Here is a 17,135-nt window from a genome sequence, read left to right on the forward strand (position 1 = left end):
CCTACGACTTCGGCGTGGCGCTGGGCGAGGGGCTGCCGGTGCTGTCCTCCGGGCAGACGCCGTCGACGATGACCAGCGTGACCGGTTTGGTCACCTCCTGCACCGTCCCGGCCCCCGGCACGGTCCGGACGACCTTGCCACAGCGCATGCCGTTGGAGGTGGAGGTCCGGTCATCGGGGATGATCTCCTCGAAGCCCGCCGCCTCGACCATCTCCTGCGCCTGCAGGAACGGCATCCCGACCACCTTGGGCACGCGTACCTTCTTGACGTCCGACGTCGGGGTGCTCGTGGGCGTCTTGGTCGGCGTCTTGGTGACGCTCGGCGTGCTGGAGGGCGTCTTGGTCGGCGTCTTCGTCGGCGGCTTGGCTTCCTCGGTCTCCACGGGCCTCGGCCTCTCGGTCGTCGGCTCGGGGTCCGGGGTCGGCTCCTCCACGTGGGTCTTCGGGGGCTTGGTCTTGGGGGGCTTGGGACTGCTCTGGTTGGCCACTGACGAGGCGGTGCTCGTCGGGGCGGGCCCGCTGGGGGTCATGCCCGTCAGCGCGACCGCGGTGGCGCCCGCGCCGAGCACCGCCGCGACGGCGATGCCCGCGATGAGCCCGGTCCTGCGCGGCGCCTTGGCCGCGCGGCGGCCGCCCGGGCGCCGGTCGGCCATGGTCGTCGTCTCCTCGGCGGGACGCGCCTGATGGGCACCCGTCTGGTACGCCTCCAGCGGCGGCGCCATGGTGGCCCCGGTGGCCGGCGCCGGCTGTTCGGGGATCTGGGCGGGCGCCTGCCCGCTCGCGATGGCCTTGGCCGCCTCGCTCATGGCCCTGGCGGTCGGGTAGCGCCTGGCCGGGTCCTTCGACAGCGCGACCTCGACCAGCGTGCGCACGGCCTGGGGGATGTCGGCGGGCAGCGGCGGCGGGGCCTCGCGGATGTGCTTGAGCGCGATCGTGACCGCGCTGTCGCCGTCGAACGGCCGCTGCCCCACCAGGCACTCATACGCGACCACGCCGAGTGCGTAAATGTCGACCGCGGGCGTGACAGGGGCGCCCTCGGCCTGCTCGGGGGCGCAGTAGGCGGCCGTGCCGAGCACCATGCCGGCGTCGGTCAGCCGGTTGGCCAGGTCGGAGCGGGCGATGCCGAAGTCGGTCAGCACCAGCGTGCCGTCGCGCTGCACGAGCAGGTTGCCCGGCTTGACGTCGCGGTGCACGATCCCCTGATCATGCACGGCCTGCAGCGCCGACGCGGCCTGCGCGATCAGCTCCATGGCCGCCTGCGGCGGGATCCTGCCCAGCCTGGCCAGCAGCCGGTCGAGCGGCTCGCCGTCGACGAACTTCATGACCAGGTAGACGGTGTCGCCGCTGATGCCGTAGTCGTAGACGTCGACGACGCCGCTGTGGTTGATCGTGGCCATCGCCCGTGCTTCCCCCTGAAAGCGAGCGACGAATCCGGGGTCCTGCGTACGACCGGGAAGCAGCACCTTTACGGCGACGGTGCGGGCCAGGACGATGTCCTCTCCGCGCCACACCTCGCCCATGCCGCCGGCGCCGATGCGGGTGTCCAGCCGATACCGCCCCGCCAGCGTCGTTCCTTGGGCCACCATGACTCCCCCGTTACCCCCCTACACCAGTAACCTCTTGCACCCCGCGGCTCCAACAAAGCGAACTTTCGTCGCGGACAGGTCACACAGTGGTCACGGAACTCAGAGAGTGTACGACCCACCTGTTTCACATGCCACTCAAATGTCTTAAGCCGTACCACACCCTATCCTGGGGCCTTATGCCCGCACTTGTCCGCGTTTCCGGGAAGTCAGCTGACCCGTTGGACAGGTGCGACCGCCGTAGGCTGACCCCATGACGCTCGCTCCGGGTCTGCGCGCCCAGTTGCTCATCATGGTCGAGGCGGAGGACACCGCGAAGAAGGTCGGCAGCGGGGACGTGCCGGTGCTCGCCACGCCGCGGCTGCTCGCGCTGGCCGAAGCGGCGACCGTACAGGCCCTGGACAAGCACCTCGCGCCGGGCGAGACGTCGGTCGGCACCAGGGTCGAGCTCGAACACCTGGCCGCCAGCCCGCTGGGCACGCACGTGCAGATCGGCGTCGAGCTCACCGAGGTCGACGGGCGGCGGCTGGTCTTCGCCTTCGAGGCCCACGACAAACACGCCGTCGTGGGCCGCGGCACCATCGAACGCATCGTCGTCGACCGCGCCAAGTTCCTGGCTAGAACACGGCGACCTACTATTGGATGACGGCGATCAGGTCGCCTTCCTGGATCACGTCGCCCTCGGCCACCTTGACCTGCGCCACGACGCCGTCTTCCTCGGCGAGCACCGGGATCTCCATCTTCATGGATTCGAGGATGACCAGCGTGTCGCCGTCGGAGACGGTGTCGCCCTCCTTGACGACGACCTTCCAGACGTTCGCGACCATCTCCGCGCGTACCTCAGCCACCGGAACTCCCCTCTGTCATCAATGTACTCACCTTAGGCCCGCATCCGCCCAACCAGACCAGTGTCGTAGACACCAGTGACAAACTCCGCGTTGTCCAGCAGCTCCGCGCAGAACGGCAGATTGTTCTTGGGCCCTTCGACGACGAACGCGTCCACCGCCTTGCGCCCCTTCTCCAGCGCGTCGGCGCGGGTCTCGCCGTGGACGCAGAGCTTGGCCAGCAGGGGGTCGTAGAACGGGGTGACCGTGTTGCCCGCCGCGTAACCGGAGTCGACGCGTACGCCCGCTCCGTCCGGCTCGACCCATGCGGTGATCGTGCCAGGTCCGGGGAAGAACCGCTGGGGATCCTCCGCGTAGACCCTGAACTCGATCGCGTGCCCGGTGGTCGCGGGCCGCACCTCGGGGCTCTCGCCGGCCGCGACGCGCAGCTGCAGCTCGACCAGGTCGAGCCCGGTGACCAGCTCCGTGACCGGGTGCTCCACCTGCAGCCGGGTGTTCATCTCCAGGAACACGAAGTCCTGCTGGTCGGCGTCGACCAGGCACTCGACGGTGCCCGCGCCGAGGTAGCCGACAGCCTCGCCGGCGCGCACGGCGGCGGCCAGCATGCGCTCGCGCAGCTCGGGGGTGATGCCCGGGGACGGCGACTCCTCGACGACCTTCTGGTGGCGGCGCTGCACCGAGCAGTCGCGCTCGCCCAGGGCCACGACCCGGCCGTCGGGCAGGCCGAGGATCTGCACCTCGACGTGGCGGGCCCGCTCGATGTAGCGCTCGAGCAGCACGGCCGGCCCGTCGAGCGCGTCGCCCGAGAACCTGGCGGCCGCCCTGGCCGCCTGCTCGAACGCCTTGGCCAGGCCCTCGTCGTCGTGGGCCACGCTCATGCCGATGCCACCGCCGCCGCCCGCGGTCTTGACCATGACCGGGTAGCCGATGGCGTCGGCGGCCTTGAGCGCCAGCGACAGGTCGGTGACCGGCTCGCGGGTGCCCGCGGCGACCGGCACGCCGGCCTTCTCCATGAGGTTCCGGGCGTTGATCTTGTCGCCCATCTTGTCGATGGCCTCGGGCGCGGGACCGATCCACACCAGCCCGGCGTCGATCACGGCCCTGGCGAACGCGACGTTCTCCGCGAGGAACCCGTAACCCGGGTGGATCGCCTTGGCGCCGGTCGCGCGGGCCGCCGCCAGCACCTTGTCGGCGTCGAGGTAGCTCTGCGCGGGGTCGGCCGGACCGATCAGCACGGCCTCGTCGGCCTCCCGTACGAACGGCAGGTCGCCGTCGGCCTCCGAGTGGACGGCGATGGCACGCAGCCCCAGCCGCTGGACCGTGCGGATGACCCGCCGCGCGATCTCCCCTCGGTTGGCGACCAGAACGGGTCCGAGCGTCTCAATTAACACGCCGACCACACTAAAGCCGCGACCGCCGCGGCTCCTTCCCCCTAAACCACCGATCCGGCGATCATGATCTGTAGGAACCCCACAATTCCATACGGGCTAGACCCGCCCGCGGTCGATCACCCGGGTGAGCGCCTCGATCGCGTGGGGATCGTACGCGCTGCCCGACGACAGCCGGATGCGCTCCAGCGCGGCCCCCGCGCGGTCGCGGTCGGTCGAGGGCCCCACCAGGTCGTCGTAGGCGTTGGCGACCTTGATGATGCGGCTCGACAGGGGCGGGTCGTCGATGATCGGATCGCACTGGCGCCGCACCACGTCGGCGACCCGGTCGAGCACGCCGGTCTGCCTGATCACCTCGGCGCCCAGCTCGGCGATGCGCCGCGCCTGGTCGGGCTCGGTGAGGACGGTGGCGCCGCCGGGGATCGGGTCGCGCAGCGAGAGCTGGCCGATGTCGTGCATCAACGAGGCGTACTCCAGCTCCAGCAGCTCGGGCTCGGACATGCCCAGCTCTCTGCCGATCGCCACGGCCAGGCGGCTCACCCGGCGCGAATGGCCGGGCTCGACGTAGCCGCCGACCTCCGTGACCCGCGACAGCGCGCGTACGGTCTGCAGGTAGGTGGCGCGGATCCCGGCGTACTTCCTGAAGGCCACCTGCGTGACCAGCAGCGGCGCCGCGAACACCAGCAGCGCCACCAGGTCCATGCTGTGCGTGGCCAGCGCGAGCAGCACGCCCGACGAGGCCACGGCCGCGCCCAGCGGGAAGGCCATGTTGACCTCGTCGCGCACGGCCACCCGGAACGAGGTGCGCAGCCGCTCGGCCCGCAGCAGCGCGGCGATCAGCACGTCGATCAGCAAGGTGATCGCGATGAGCGTGACCATCACCGCGAGGGCCGGCCACCAGGTGCTGGTCGGCGGCTTGGTCAGCAGGTAGAGCGGGTCGGCCAGCGGCCGGAACGCGAAGGCCAGCAGCGCGCCGGTGAGCAGCCGCCGCGCCATCGCGTCCAGCCGCGGCGGGCGGCCGACCGCCAGGTGCGGGAGCGCGCCGGCCGCCATACCGACCGCGATCACGGCGACCACCTGCAGGGCCGAGTGGCGCAGCGGGTTCTGGCTGAGGTCGAGCAGCAGCGTGTAGCCCAGCGCGGCGGCGGCGCCGATGGGCGCGACCTCCCTGTTGCCCGGCATGGTGAGCCTGGCCAGCTCGCCGACCGCGATCAGCGCCCCGAACCCGACCGCGATCTCCGTGCGATCGAGCCCGACGGCCGCGGTGTGGGCGACGCCTGCGATCGCGACCAGCCCCGCCGCGCAGATGAGCAGCAGCTGGCCGGAGTCGAGCCGGCGGAAGACCGTGTTCGCAGAGCGTTCTGCGCGCCTCGGGCGCTCCGTGGTGATCATTGTCCGGTCACGACCTCGATGGGCATGGTCGGGTCGTCGTGGTCCTTGATCGGGGTCTCGTCGGGCGGCGGCGCCTCGACCTTGCGCGGCGGCTGCCACGGCTCCCGGTCGAGCACCCGGATGAAGGCCGCGACCATGACGGGGTCGAAGTGGGTGCCCGCGGTCTTGCGCAGCTCCTCGAGCGCCTCCGGGACGGGCCTGGCGCCCCGGTAGGACCGGTCGGAGGTCATCGAGTCGAACGCGTCGGCCACCGCGATGACCTTGGCGAACTCGGGGATCTCGTCACCTGCCAGCCCCATCGGGTAGCCGGTGCCGTCGTGGCGCTCGTGGTGGTGCATGATCCCGGCGTAGGCCTCGTCGAGGAAGCCGATGCCGCGTACGATCTCCAGGCCCCGCATGGGGTGGAGCTGGATCGCGGCGAACTCCTCCTCGGTGAGCGGCCCGTCCTTCTGCAGCACCTTGGTGGGCACCCCGAGCTTGCCCACGTCGTGCAGCATGCCCGCGTAGCGGATGGCCCGTACGCGCTCGGGACCCATGCCGATCTCCTGAGCGATCATGGAGGAGGCGAGCGAGACCCGCGTGCAGTGGCCCCGCGTGTAGTAGTCCTTGGTCTCGACGGCCTGGCAGAGCGCGGCGATCGTGGCGTCGTACGAGCGCTGCTGCGCGTGATACTGGCCGAACGCCCACCGCGCCACGAACAGCGGCAGCAGCACCAGCACCGCCGAGATCGACTGCACGGTCGCCCAGAGCCCGGCCACCAGCAGCCCGAACGTGCCGTACCCGAGATAGGACAGCAGGAACTGGGCCATGCCGCGCAGCGGCACCTCCGTGGCCCGCACCCGCGTGGCCAGCCCGATCATGGTCAGCGTGAGCACGATGTTGAGCGGCACGAAGACCGCCATGGCGGCGGCGTAGGGGCCGATGAGATCGTCGAAGGCGTTGACCTGGGGCACGCCGACCTGACCGTGGAGCGCCTCGTAGACCCACCCGGACACGTAGCCGCAGATGGCGAACTGCGCCCCGTTGAACAGCCGCTTGATCAGCGGCAGCCCGGGCCGCACGCTCACCATCGCGGTCAGCCCCACCAGTGCCGCGCCGTCGGGCCCGATCAGCACCACCGCCGCCAGCGAGGCGGAGAAGCTGACCGACACCGCGAACTGCTCCACGTTGAGCAGCGTCGGCATCGACTCGCACACCAGGAACAGCAGGGCGAGCACGAGAAGGACGTCGAGGTCCTCCGGGGCCACGGGGGCCCCGGAGACCATGACGCTGCGCACCATGAGAGCGACCGCCGCGCCGATCACGGCGACCAGATAGACCCTTGCAGGCCACGGCAGATCACGCATTGCGGCCCCCTACGGACATCAGGTCCAGGACACCCCTGGGGGAAGCACTCCCCCAGCGATCAGCATGACCACAGGAGTGAGCATGACGACGGCCGTGAGCAGTCGGGCGACCATAGACTTGAACATCCACATGCCTCCACGTCGAGTTCTGGGGTTCAACGCTACAGAAGACGACGTCGCCGCATGGGCGGAGTCGGAAATCGCAAGCAAAGCGTAATCAAGCCACTACTTCACGCGACGATTTCGGGCCCATTCGACTGTTTTCTTCACACCTGTCGGCAGGTCCGTACGCGGCTGCCAGCCGAGCCCTTCATGGGCCGGCACCGGATCGACCGCCATCGCGGGCAGGTCGCCCACGCGCGGCGGCGCGAACCCGGGCTTGTCCTGGGCGCCCGCCGCGTCGGCGATGAGCGAGTGGAGGCGGCGGTCGGTGGTCTGGATGCCGGTGCCGAGATTGAACCTTTGGCCGTCGCCACGCTGCCCGAGCGCCTGGACGAAGCCGTCGACCACGTCCTCGACGTAGACGTAGTCGCGGGTCTGGGTGCCGTCGCCGTAGACGACCGTGGGCGTGCCGCTGAGCAGCGCGTCGGTGAAGATCGACACCACGCCCGCCTCGCCCTCGGGCGACTGGCGCGGGCCGTAGACGTTGGAGAGCACCAGAGTGGTGTATTCGATGCCGTGGAGCGCGCGGAACGCGGCGAGGTACGTCTCGCCGCTCAGCTTCGACGCGGCGTACGGCGAGCGCGGGTCGGTGGGCGCGTCGCCGGGCACGGGGATCGTGCCGGGCCTGCCGTAGACGGCCACGGACGAGGCGAACAGCACCTTGCGGGCCCGCCCTTCGTGGGCCGCGGCGAGCACGGACGCGGTGCCCTCGACGTTGATCCGGGCGTCGCGCCTGGGCTCGGCCACGCTCTTGCGCACGCTGATCTGCGCGGCCAGATGGCAGACGACCTCCGGCTGCAGCTCCGCGACCAGGCCGGTCAGCGCGGGGTCGAGCACGTCGAGCACGTGCAGCCGGAAGTGGTCGCTGGAGGCGGCCTCTGCCAGGTTTTCCCTGGACCCCGATGACAGGTCGTCGACCACGTCGACCTCATGCCCCTCGGCGAGGAGGCGATCGACGAGATTGGACCCGATGAACCCGGCACCCCCGGTAACCAACACGCGCATGGGGGAATCCTAGTCGGCCAGCTCCGATCTCACCTGTGCGATGCGGGCGAGCACTTTGGAGCGCAGATCGCCGGGGACCGGGTCGCAGCCGCAGTGCTTGTGCACGAGCGCCTTGATCGCCTTGTCCAGGTCGTATTCCTGGAGGCACGGGCCGCATTCGTCGAGATGCACGCGGATCTCGACGATGTCGGTCTCGGTCAGCTCGCCGTCGAGATAGGCGTAGACCTTGTCGAGCACTTCGCGACAGTCGGTGTCATGCGGGTTGCCACAGCTCATTTCGATCCCTCCGCCGGGACCAGACCCCGCTCACGAGCATAGTCCTCAAGGAGGCCCCGGAGCTGCCTGCGTCCTCTGTGCAGCCTCGACATCACGGTGCCGATCGGAGTGCCCATGATGTCGGCGATCTCTTTATAGGGGAAGCCCTCGACGTCGGCCAGGTAGACCGCGATCCTGAACTCCTCCGGCAGGGCCGCCAGAGCCTGCTTGATGTCGCCGTCGGGCAGATGCTCGAGCGCCTCGACCTCGGCCGACTTCAGCCCGCTCGAGGTGTGCGACTCCGCCCGCGCGAGCTGCCAGTCCTCGATCTCCTCCGTGCCGGACTGCTTCGGCTCACGCTGCTTCTTGCGGTAGCTGTTGATGAACGTGTTCGTCAGGATCCGGTAGAGCCACGCCTTGAGGTTGGTGCCCTCCTGGAACTGGTGGAACGACGCGAACGCCTTGGCGAAGGTCTCCTGCAGCAGGTCCTCCGCGTCCGCGGGATTCCGGGTCATCCGGAGCGCGGCGGAGTAGAGCTGCTCGAGATACGGCATGACATCGCGCTCGAATCGCTCGCTTCGCTGCTCCAGCGTCTCCGCGCCTGTCGCGGGCACCGGACCCACCCCCCTAAGATCACCGGTGGCCAGCTGTTGCGGAACACCGTACTCAGGGGAGGATACCCGCTGGCCGGTGCCTTGCCGGTCAGTGGGGAGGGGTCTTGCCATAGTGAGCATGCTCGTCGCAACACGCCCGCGCACTTGTCTGTTCCCGCAAGATAGAAGGTACGAAGGACCCGGTGCGGGGAACGTCCATACGTACCGGCTGGTAGCCCTTTACCCGGAACTCAGGAGTCGCGTGTGCTGCCCATTCCGGCCGAGGAACTGAACGGCTCAGGGACGCTTGGGCCGTACTGGACCTTCTACCGCGCCGTCGCCGCCGAACAACTCAACCGCTGGCTCCCCGGCCAACCCTCCGTCGTCCTCGATCTCTCCGGCGGCCGCGGGCGTTGGTCCGGCCAGGTGGCCAGGGCAGGGCACAAGGTGATCGAGGTGCTCGACTTCCGCCGCACCGTCGACGGGCGGTCCGGCCTGCGGGACGCCGACCGGGTCCGGCACGTACGCGCCGACGATCTGGCGTTCCTGCCGGACGCGAGCGTGGACGCCGTGCTCGCCGAGGAACGCGTGATGTCGATCGAGCTGATGGCCGAGTCGGCGATGAGCGACGTGGCCAGGGTCCTGCGGCCCGGCGGGCGGGCGCTGGTGTGCGTCGACTCGCTGGTGCTGGGCATGGCGATCCTGGCCGAGCAGGAGCAGTGGCAGCACCTGCGGCAGACCGGCGAGGTCATGCTCGTGCCGTGGCCGGACGGCAGCATCACGCGGTGCTTCAGCAGCGGGCAGCTGCGCGAGCTGCTGATGGGCGCCGGGCTCGAGGTGGAGTGGATGCGGCCGCGCACGGTGCTGTCCCCGTCCACGGTCGACCACGTGCTCGGGGCCGACGCACGCGCGCTCAACTACCTGGTCCGTACGGAGCTGGAGGCCCATCCGGACGACGACGACACGGTCGGCATCCATCTGGTCGCCAGCTGCCGCAAAAGCTGACTCCGCCTGGCTGTAGAGAGGTGTGCCGCCGTTCTTCGTGTCCGGCGGCATCCCGGCTCGCTCAGCGGCGCCGCTCCCGCTTGCCCTGGCACTGCACGCACCGCGCGGCCTCCGGACGGGCCTCCAGCCGCCCTTCCGGCACCGGCTTGGCGCAGTCGAGGCACCGGCCGTACACGCCTTGTTCCAGGCGCTTGATGGCCTCGACCACGGCGCGCCGCTGTGACGTGGCCACGGTCAGCATGGCCTGGGCCCGATCGGTGTCGGTCAGGTCAGAACCCGCGTCGGCCGCCGAGTGCTCGCGCACGGCGACGGGGTCGCCCTGGAGGACCCCGATCGATCGGTCCAGTTCCGCGAGCATGTCTTCCAGCCGCTCACGAGCGGTCGTGACGTCCACGAATCCGCACCTCCGGGTGAATCACGGCAACCCGCGGCTGGGACTCCCCGGTTGTCCCGCCCGGTGCAATTAGGGGCATTTATGGCGGTGACACCGAGTAAACGGATGCATCGCTTTCCTCACCGGATGCCCACTTACCGTGCTTCTTACACCTTTAGAAAAGTGCGGTTTCCTCCTCTTCCGGTAGAGGTTTGATGAGGTCCGGGCCATTGTTTCTGACGTTGTTGACGTCCGTGGAGACCGGATACGCCGTGAGCCGCCCCTGCTCGGCGGGCACCAGCAGCCGCGTGGCCTGCCCGACGTCGGTGACCTTGGGGTCGAGCCACTCGGCCCAGCGTTCGCGCTCGATCATCATGGGCATCCTGTCGTGGATGCGGCCGAGCTCGTCCTCGGCGTCCGTGGTGATGACGGTGCAGGTCACCAGCCATTTGAGAGGATCGTCATCGGCCCGGGACGGGTCTTTCCAGAACTCGTACAGGCCCGCCATCGCCAGCACCCCGCCGTCCTCGGGATGGATGAAGTACGGCTGTTTCTTTTTCTTCTCGCCTTCGACCGGCATCCACTCGAAATAGCCGTCGGCCGGGAGCAGGCACCTGCGCTTGGCGAACGCCTGCCGGAACGACGGCTTCTCGGCCACCGTCTCGATCCTGGCGTTGATCAGCCGGGACCCGATCGACGGGTCCTTCGCCCAGGCGGGCACCAGGCCCCACTTCACGACCCTGAGCTGCCGCACCGCCCGCTGGGCCTCCTTGGGCACGCGGCTCAGCACGGCGTAGACGTTCTTGGTCGGCGCGACGTTGTAGTCGGCCCCGAGCTCCGTGTCGGGGTCGCCGTCCTGCTCGACCTCGAACTCCTCGAGCAACTCGTGTTTCTTGCGCGCCGACGCGTATCTACCGCACATAACCCCACACTGCCACGTACGGTACGGCTTTCGCTCGCCTGCCCGCCTCGGGGCGTCCACAAAAGCAGGAGGCCCACCCCTACCTACCTCGGAACCTGCACGAAAACCGGAGGCAGGCCCACCCCCGCCTACCTCGGGGCGTCCGCGGAAACCGGAGGCCCACTCCCGCCGGCACACCTGATGACCGGCGTTGTCCACAGGGCGCGACGGCACGCGAGACGCCGTCCACAGGCTGTGACCCTCGCCCTACCACTCCCAGTACTCTTTGACCATGCCCGCTCCGACCACGCCCACGCCGCACTGGCCCGCGCCCACGGCGACCTCTCCGGTCACCGCCACCGTCCCGCTGCCCGGCTCCAAGTCGGTGACCAACCGCGCGCTCGTCCTGGCCGCGCTCGCCGACGGCCCCGGCGTCGTGCGCCGGGCGCTGCGCAGCCGCGACGCGGACCTGATGGCGTCGGCCCTGCGGGCCCTGGGCGCCACTCTGGAGCCCGCCGACGAGAGCGCCGCGGGGGTCGACTGGCACGTGACGCCGGGCCCGATCCGGGGCGGCGCGAGCATCGACGCGGGCCTGGCCGGCACGGTCATGCGGTTCGTCCCGCCGGTGGCCGCCCTGGCCGACGGCCCGGTCGCCTTCGACGGCGACCCGCACGCGCGCAAGCGCCCGATGGGTCCCATCCTCGACGCCCTGCGCTCGCTGGGCGCCAGGATCGACAACAACGCGCTGCCGTTCACGATCAGCGGGCCGCTGGCGGGCGGCGAGGTCACGCTGGACGCGTCGGGCTCGTCGCAATTCGTGTCGGGGCTGCTGCTGACCGCGGCGCGGTTCGAGAAGGGCATCACGATCCGCCACGTCGGCCCGCCGGTGCCCTCGCAGCCGCACATCGAGATGACCGTGGAGATGCTCAGGGCGGCGGGCGTCACGGTCGACGACAGCGAGTCCGACGTGTGGCGCGTCGAGCCCGGCCCGATCGCGGCCAGAGACATGACGGTGGAGCCCGACCTGTCCAACGCGGCCCCGTTCCTGGCCGCCGCCCTGGTCACGGGCGGCACCGTGACGATCCCCACCTGGCCGGAGCGCACCACGCAGCCCGGCGACGCCCTGCGCGGCCTCCTCACCGCGATGGGCGCCACCGTGACCCGCTCCCCCGACGGAGCCGACCTGGTGGTCACGGGGCGGCCCACGGGCGAGATCGCCGGCATCGACGCCGACCTCCACGAGGTGGGCGAGCTGACCCCCACCATCGCCGCCCTCGCCGCGCTCGCGACCACGCCGAGCCGTATCCGGGGCATCGCCCACCTGCGCGGCCACGAGACCGACCGGCTGGCCGCGCTCGCCACCGAGATCAACCGGCTGGGTGGCGACGCGGAGGAGACCGCCGACGGCCTGATCATCCGCCCCCGCCCGCTGCACGGCGGCACCTTCCACAGCTACGACGACCACCGCATGGCCACGGCCGGAGCCGTGATCGGCCTCAGGGTGCCCGGCGTGGAGGTGGAGAACATCGCGACGACCGCCAAGACCCTGCCGGAGTTCGTCCGGATGTGGGACGGCATGTTGGAGGCCCGGTGACCCGGCGGCGCCTGCCCTCGGGCGCGGGTTTCGCACCGGAAACGCCGGGCACGTCGGAAAAGGGCGGTCCGTGAGGGTCCGCCGCCTGTATGGCGAGGAAAAGATCCAGCAGCACGGCGCCACCCCGGACTGCCCGCGGCGGCGTCCGATCCCCCATCAGCACCGGCCGGCCGACGACGCGTCTCCGGCCTGACCGGGGCGACCGCGCAGGTCATCGAGCGAAAGCGAGCGAGGACATGGGAGCAGACCGCTGAAGAAGCGGGAGTACGACGAGGACGACGTACGGGTCAGGCCGGGCAAGGGCTCCAGGCCGCGGACCCGGATCCGTCCTGCTCACGAGGACGCCGTGCAGGGCTTCGTGGTGGCCGTGGACCGCGGCCGCTACACGACGCTGGTCGAGCCCGAACGCCCGAAGGGGTCCGCGCAGAAACGCAAGCAGCAGCCGCAGCGGCGCCTGGTGGTGGCCATGAAGGCCCGCGAGCTGGGCCGCAAGGGCATTGTGGTGGGTGACCGGGTGGCCCTCGTCGGCGACGTCTCGGGCCGCCCCGACACGCTGGCCAGGGTCGTCCGCGTGGAGCCTCGCACGTCGATGCTGCGCCGCTCGGCCGACGACACCGAAGACACCGACGGCATCGAGCGCCCGGTCGTGGCCAACGCCGACCAGCTCGTCATCGTCACCGCCCTGGCCGACCCGCCGCCCCGGCCCCGCATGATCGACCGCATCCTGGTGGCCGCGTTCGATGCCGAGATCGACACCCTGCTCTGCCTCACCAAGTCCGACCTCGCCCCGCCCGACGAGCTGGTGGCCCTCTACGAGCCGCTGGGCGTCCCGCACGTCGTCGTGCACAAGGGCGGCTCCCTGGAGGAGCTCCGCGACCACCTGAAGGGCCGCGTCAGCGTCCTGGTCGGCCACTCGGGTGTCGGCAAGTCCACCCTGGTCAACGCCCTGGTCCCGGACGCCAACCGCGCCGTCTCCCAGGTCAACGCCGTAACGGGCCGCGGCCGCCACACCTCCACCTCGGCCGTGGCGCTGGAACTGCCGGAGAGCGGCTGGATCATCGACACTCCGGGCGTACGCAGCTTCGGCCTGGCCCACGTGTCCATGGAAACGGTCCTGGCCGCGTTCCCGGACCTGGTGGAGGGCACGGTCGACTGCCCGAAGGGCTGCACACACCTGGGCCCGGAGTGCGCCCTGGACGCCTGGGTCGCCGCCGGCAACGCCGATCCCACCCGCCTCAAATCCCTCCGCCGCCTCCTCTCCAGCCGCGAAGGCACCCTCGACGACACCCCTTGACCCCAGCCAGAGCCCCCGGCCCACCCGGCGACGCCGGGCACCGACCAGGGCACGCCCGCCGACGCCGCAGACGCCCCCTGCACACCGGCCACGGCGCTCCCGAGGGCGCCGCCGCCGGTCCCGCCACCCCGCACCCCACCACCGAGCACCCGGTCCCTGTGACGCCGTGCAGCGGCGCACAACGCAACGCGCCCGCCGAAGGCCTTGCACACCCGCGGCCAAGCGCCCTGTCGAGAGCCCTCGCCCGCCCGCCATCAAGCGCCCCGCCGTCACGGGCCCCAACGCCATGCCGCGGCACGGGTCCCGCCATCAAGCGCCCCGCCGTCACGGGCCCCAACGCCATGCCGCGGCACGGGTGCCGCCATCGAGCGTCCTGCCGTCGAGCGCACCCGGCGACGCCACGCGGACCCCACGCACCGACCAGGACGCGCCCGCCGAGACCGCCGACGTCCCCTTGCGCATTGGCCACAGCGCTCCCGGAGGCGCTGCCTGCCCGCCACTCGCGCGGCCCGCGCCCGACCGCCAAGCGAAGCGTCCTTAGGGTGACGCAGTGCAGCGCGGTCGGCGGTCGAAGGCCTGCGTTGCCATCGTCACCGGCCACGCCGTCCGCCGAGAACGCGCCACCGCCCCTCACCGCCGCGCCATTGCCACACCGCACCCCGCACCGCGCCGTCGCCACACCGCGCCGTCGCCACACTGCACTGTCGCCCCGCCACGCACCGCCGCGACACCGCAGCCATGCACCGTCGGCCAGCACAGCACCACCCCATCCCAGCCCCGCGCCGTCGCCGTTCCGTCGTTTGGGGTGGTGGCGACACGCGCGAGATGGACACCGTTACCAGAAAAGGGGCGTTGGTGACTGATGTTCTGTATGGCGGACACGGTAGCGTGGGCGACCGTGCAGGGTTACAACGATGATCTCCGGCTGGCCCACGTCATGGCGGACGCCGCCGATGACCTGACCATGCGGCGGTTCAAGGCGGTCGATCTCAAGGTCGACACCAAGCCCGATCTGACGCCGGTCAGCGATGCCGACCGCACCGTCGAGGAGGCCATCCGGGGTACGCTGCGCCGCGCCAGGCCGCGCGACGCCGTGGTGGGCGAGGAGTTCGGGAAGACCGGCTGGGGCGCCCGTTCGTGGATCATCGACCCCATCGACGGCACGAAGAACTACGTGCGCGGCGTCCCCGTCTGGGCGACCCTGATCGCGCTCATGGAGTACGGCAGGGTCGTCGTCGGCCTGGTGTCGGCCCCCGCGCTGGGCCGCCGGTGGTGGGCGGCGACCGAGGGCGGCGCGTGGACCGGCAAGAGCCTGACGAAGGCGTCCCGGATGCGGGTGTCCTCCGTGTCCAGCCTGGAGGACGCGTCGTTCTCGTACTCCAGCTTCGGCGGATGGGAGAAGACGGGCAAGCTCGACAACTTCCTCGACCTCAACCGAGCCTGCTGGCGCACCCGGGCCTACGGGGACTTCTGGTCGCACATGATGGTCGCCGAGGGATCGGTGGACCTGTCGGCCGAGCCCGAGCTGTCGCCGTGGGACATGGCGGCGCTCACCGTGATCGTCGAGGAGGCCGGCGGCAAGTGGACCGACGTCTCCGGCGTGAAGGGCCTGGAGGGCGGCAGCCTGGTCTGCACGAACGGCATCCTGCACACCGAGGTGATCGACCGCCTCAACGGCACCTCGATCATCTCCTGAGTCCCGCCCGGGACTGGATGGCGGCGGTGGCGGCGTCCAGCGCGGCGCCGTCCTTGATCGTCACGTTGTCCTCGTAACGGACCCCGCTCGGCGGGTTGTCGTGACCGATGGGGTCGGCGTCCCAGAAGTTGCCCCGGTAGATCACGTTCTCCAGCGGCGGCCCGACCTCCAGGACGGAGGTGCTGTCGGCCCGCATGACGACGTTCCCCTCGACCGTCACCCACGAGGCGCCGTAGTCGGTGTAGAGCCCGAAGTTGTACGGCGTCCGCGTGTCCTTGATGACGTTCCCCTGGACCAGGGCCTGGTTGTCAGCCGAGTCGCCCTGCACCCCGGACAGGTAGATGCCGCCCCCGTCGGCCAGCGTCCCCATGGTGTCCACGGTGAGGTTGCGCAGGACCTGCGTCCCTTCCCCTGGGCCGACGGTGATGCCGCAGTGCGGGACGTCCGTCACCTCGTTGTTGGCGATGACGCATCCGTACGTGCCCGTCACGCCGATCCCCGGTGAGCCGCTGTATTCGAGCCCGATGTGATGAACCCTGTTGTCCTCGACAGAGGCGTTCCGCGTCCCCGACATCACGATGCCGCCGCCCGACAGGGTGTCGAAGTCGCAGGTCCGCACCACGACCTCGGCGCCGCCGGAAACCCCGAGCCCCGTCGCCCCGAGCCGGGTGAACCGGCAGCCCTCGACCTCCGCCCCGACCGCGTCCTCGAACGTCACGCACGCGGGAATCGTCACGGACGCCGTCGGATACGTCACGGACGCGCCCTCACCGAGCACCGCCGTCTCGACACCGCCACCCTCGTAGTAGCCGTTCCCGTGATAGTGCAGGAACCCCTCCGGGCGGCTCGGCCGCAGCCACGTCGCGTCCGCGAACACCAGTCCCCTGAACGCCACGTCCCGCGCCCCCGCCACGCTCACCAGCGTCTCCAGGACCGGCGCCACCACCCGCGTACGAGCGGGATCCTCCCCGGGGAGGGGCAGGTAGAGCAGCACGTGGCGCCCGGGCCGCGAGCGGTCGAGCACGAAGGTCCCGGGCTCGCGCAGGAAGCTCGGGTCGTTCTCGATCCTGGTCGGCAGCCCCGGACCGCTCGACGTCTGCCCCGCCCAGACCGAGTTGTACAGCTCGGCGGCCCACCCGAACGCGGGCTGCGCCATCGTGACCACCGTGTCCCCGGACACCGACGCCACCCCGCAGCGCGCCTCGGTCCACGGGTAGACGCCCCGGTGGACGAACTCGACGTCCCCCGGGCTCCGCCACCCGAGCGGCTCGTCCGTGACGTAACCGGTGGCGGTCGCCCGAGCGTCGCCGGGCAGGCCGGCGATCCAGGCGCGCTCGGCCCGGCGGCCGTCCACGTAGAGCTGGCGGGTGTCGAGGTCGCCGACCTCCGCCGTCCAGACGCCGTCCCGCACCTGCCACCCCGTGATCGGCCGGCCGCCGCTCACCACCGCCTCCTCCTGCTCGGGAGTGCCGTACCCGGACGCCTGGTACACCGTCCCGGAGTCGGCCTCGCCGAGCGAGAACGGCTCCGTCAGCGCGTGGATCCCGCCCCGGAGGTGTACGACGGCGCCGCCGGCCACCTCGCGGGCCGCGGAGCGCGCGCGTTCGAGGGTGGCGAACGGGTGGTCGGCCGAGCCGGGACCCGAGTCGTCGCCTGAGGGTGCGACGTGGAAGTGGAACATCACAGACCGCCTTTGCTGTTTAT

16 protein-coding genes are annotated in these 17,135 nt (G+C 70.8%); 5 read left to right on the forward strand and 11 right to left on the reverse strand.

Annotated elements, in window-relative coordinates; all coding sequences use genetic code 11:
• Window position 1: 1 nt before the first annotated feature.
• Window positions 2-1,585, reverse strand: a complete 1,584-nt coding sequence (locus ACWEPL_RS41580; RefSeq protein ID WP_452439436.1) for a serine/threonine protein kinase — start codon at window positions 1,583-1,585, stop codon at window positions 2-4.
• A gap of 250 nt (window positions 1,586-1,835) precedes the next feature.
• Here ACWEPL_RS41580 and ACWEPL_RS41585 point away from each other — a divergent pair, with 250 nt between their 5' ends.
• Window positions 1,836-2,228, forward strand: a complete 393-nt coding sequence (locus tag ACWEPL_RS41585) for a thioesterase family protein (protein ID WP_452439437.1) — start codon at window positions 1,836-1,838, stop codon at window positions 2,226-2,228.
• Here the strand turns inward: ACWEPL_RS41585 and ACWEPL_RS41590 are convergent.
• The 7 genes from ACWEPL_RS41590 to ACWEPL_RS41620 form a co-directional block, all read right to left on the reverse strand.
• Window positions 2,218-2,430: a biotin/lipoyl-binding carrier protein gene (locus ACWEPL_RS41590; protein ID WP_363976649.1), complete on the reverse strand. Its 213-nt coding sequence runs from the start codon at window positions 2,428-2,430 to the stop codon at window positions 2,218-2,220. The genes ACWEPL_RS41585 and ACWEPL_RS41590 overlap by 11 nt on opposite strands.
• 32 nt (window positions 2,431-2,462) lie before the next feature.
• Window positions 2,463-3,818, reverse strand: coding sequence for an acetyl-CoA carboxylase biotin carboxylase subunit (locus ACWEPL_RS41595; RefSeq protein ID WP_355205095.1), 1,356 nt, complete (start codon window positions 3,816-3,818; stop codon window positions 2,463-2,465).
• A gap of 96 nt (window positions 3,819-3,914) precedes the next feature.
• Window positions 3,915-5,207: an HD-GYP domain-containing protein gene (locus tag ACWEPL_RS41600; protein ID WP_452439438.1), complete on the reverse strand. Its 1,293-nt coding sequence runs from the start codon at window positions 5,205-5,207 to the stop codon at window positions 3,915-3,917.
• Complete coding sequence (locus tag ACWEPL_RS41605; RefSeq protein WP_363976654.1) at window positions 5,204-6,553, reverse strand: HD-GYP domain-containing protein; 1,350 nt, start codon at window positions 6,551-6,553, stop codon at window positions 5,204-5,206. The genes ACWEPL_RS41600 and ACWEPL_RS41605 overlap by 4 nt, the downstream gene beginning before the upstream one ends.
• A gap of 225 nt (window positions 6,554-6,778) precedes the next feature.
• Window positions 6,779-7,720, reverse strand: a complete 942-nt coding sequence (locus tag ACWEPL_RS41610; RefSeq protein ID WP_363976657.1) for an NAD-dependent epimerase/dehydratase family protein — start codon at window positions 7,718-7,720, stop codon at window positions 6,779-6,781.
• A 9-nt stretch (window positions 7,721-7,729) separates the two neighbouring features.
• A complete protein-coding gene (gene rsrA / locus ACWEPL_RS41615) occupies window positions 7,730-7,957 on the reverse strand; it encodes a mycothiol system anti-sigma-R factor (RefSeq protein ID WP_452439439.1) in 228 nt (75 codons plus the stop codon).
• A gap of 35 nt (window positions 7,958-7,992) precedes the next feature.
• A complete protein-coding gene (locus tag ACWEPL_RS41620) occupies window positions 7,993-8,598 on the reverse strand; it encodes a sigma-70 family RNA polymerase sigma factor (protein ID WP_173526616.1) in 606 nt (201 codons plus the stop codon).
• Window positions 8,599-8,832: 234 nt separating this feature from the next.
• On the opposite strand from ACWEPL_RS41620, the gene ACWEPL_RS41625 reads away from it, so the two are divergent.
• Complete coding sequence (locus ACWEPL_RS41625; protein WP_357750681.1) at window positions 8,833-9,573, forward strand: class I SAM-dependent methyltransferase; 741 nt, start codon at window positions 8,833-8,835, stop codon at window positions 9,571-9,573.
• Between the two features lie 61 nt (window positions 9,574-9,634).
• On the opposite strand, the gene ACWEPL_RS41630 is transcribed toward ACWEPL_RS41625, so the two are convergent.
• Window positions 9,635-9,967 (reverse strand): TraR/DksA family transcriptional regulator, encoded by a 333-nt coding sequence (locus ACWEPL_RS41630; RefSeq protein WP_452439440.1) that lies wholly within the window; start codon window positions 9,965-9,967, stop codon window positions 9,635-9,637.
• Window positions 9,968-10,121: 154 nt separating this feature from the next.
• A complete protein-coding gene (locus tag ACWEPL_RS41635; RefSeq protein ID WP_350729260.1) occupies window positions 10,122-10,868 on the reverse strand; it encodes an SOS response-associated peptidase in 747 nt (248 codons plus the stop codon).
• 271 nt (window positions 10,869-11,139) lie between these two features.
• On the opposite strand from ACWEPL_RS41635, the gene aroA reads away from it, so the two are divergent.
• The 3 genes from aroA (at window position 11,140) to hisN (ending at window position 15,431) form a co-directional block, all read left to right on the forward strand.
• Window positions 11,140-12,441 (forward strand): 3-phosphoshikimate 1-carboxyvinyltransferase, encoded by a 1,302-nt coding sequence (gene aroA, locus ACWEPL_RS41640; protein ID WP_452439441.1) that lies wholly within the window; start codon window positions 11,140-11,142, stop codon window positions 12,439-12,441.
• Between the two features lie 250 nt (window positions 12,442-12,691).
• Window positions 12,692-13,735 carry a ribosome small subunit-dependent GTPase A gene (gene rsgA, locus ACWEPL_RS41645; RefSeq protein WP_364260048.1) on the forward strand — a complete coding sequence of 348 codons (1,044 nt, stop codon included), beginning with the start codon at window positions 12,692-12,694 and terminating at the stop codon, window positions 13,733-13,735.
• Between the two features lie 862 nt (window positions 13,736-14,597).
• Window positions 14,598-15,431, forward strand: coding sequence for a histidinol-phosphatase (hisN, locus tag ACWEPL_RS41650; protein ID WP_452439442.1), 834 nt, complete (start codon window positions 14,598-14,600; stop codon window positions 15,429-15,431).
• On the opposite strand, the gene ACWEPL_RS41655 is transcribed toward hisN, so the two are convergent.
• A complete protein-coding gene (locus tag ACWEPL_RS41655) occupies window positions 15,421-17,112 on the reverse strand; it encodes a right-handed parallel beta-helix repeat-containing protein (protein ID WP_452439443.1) in 1,692 nt (563 codons plus the stop codon). The genes hisN and ACWEPL_RS41655 overlap by 11 nt on opposite strands.
• Window positions 17,113-17,135 lie beyond the last annotated feature (23 nt).

Source organism: Nonomuraea sp. NPDC004186 (assembly GCF_053603495.1).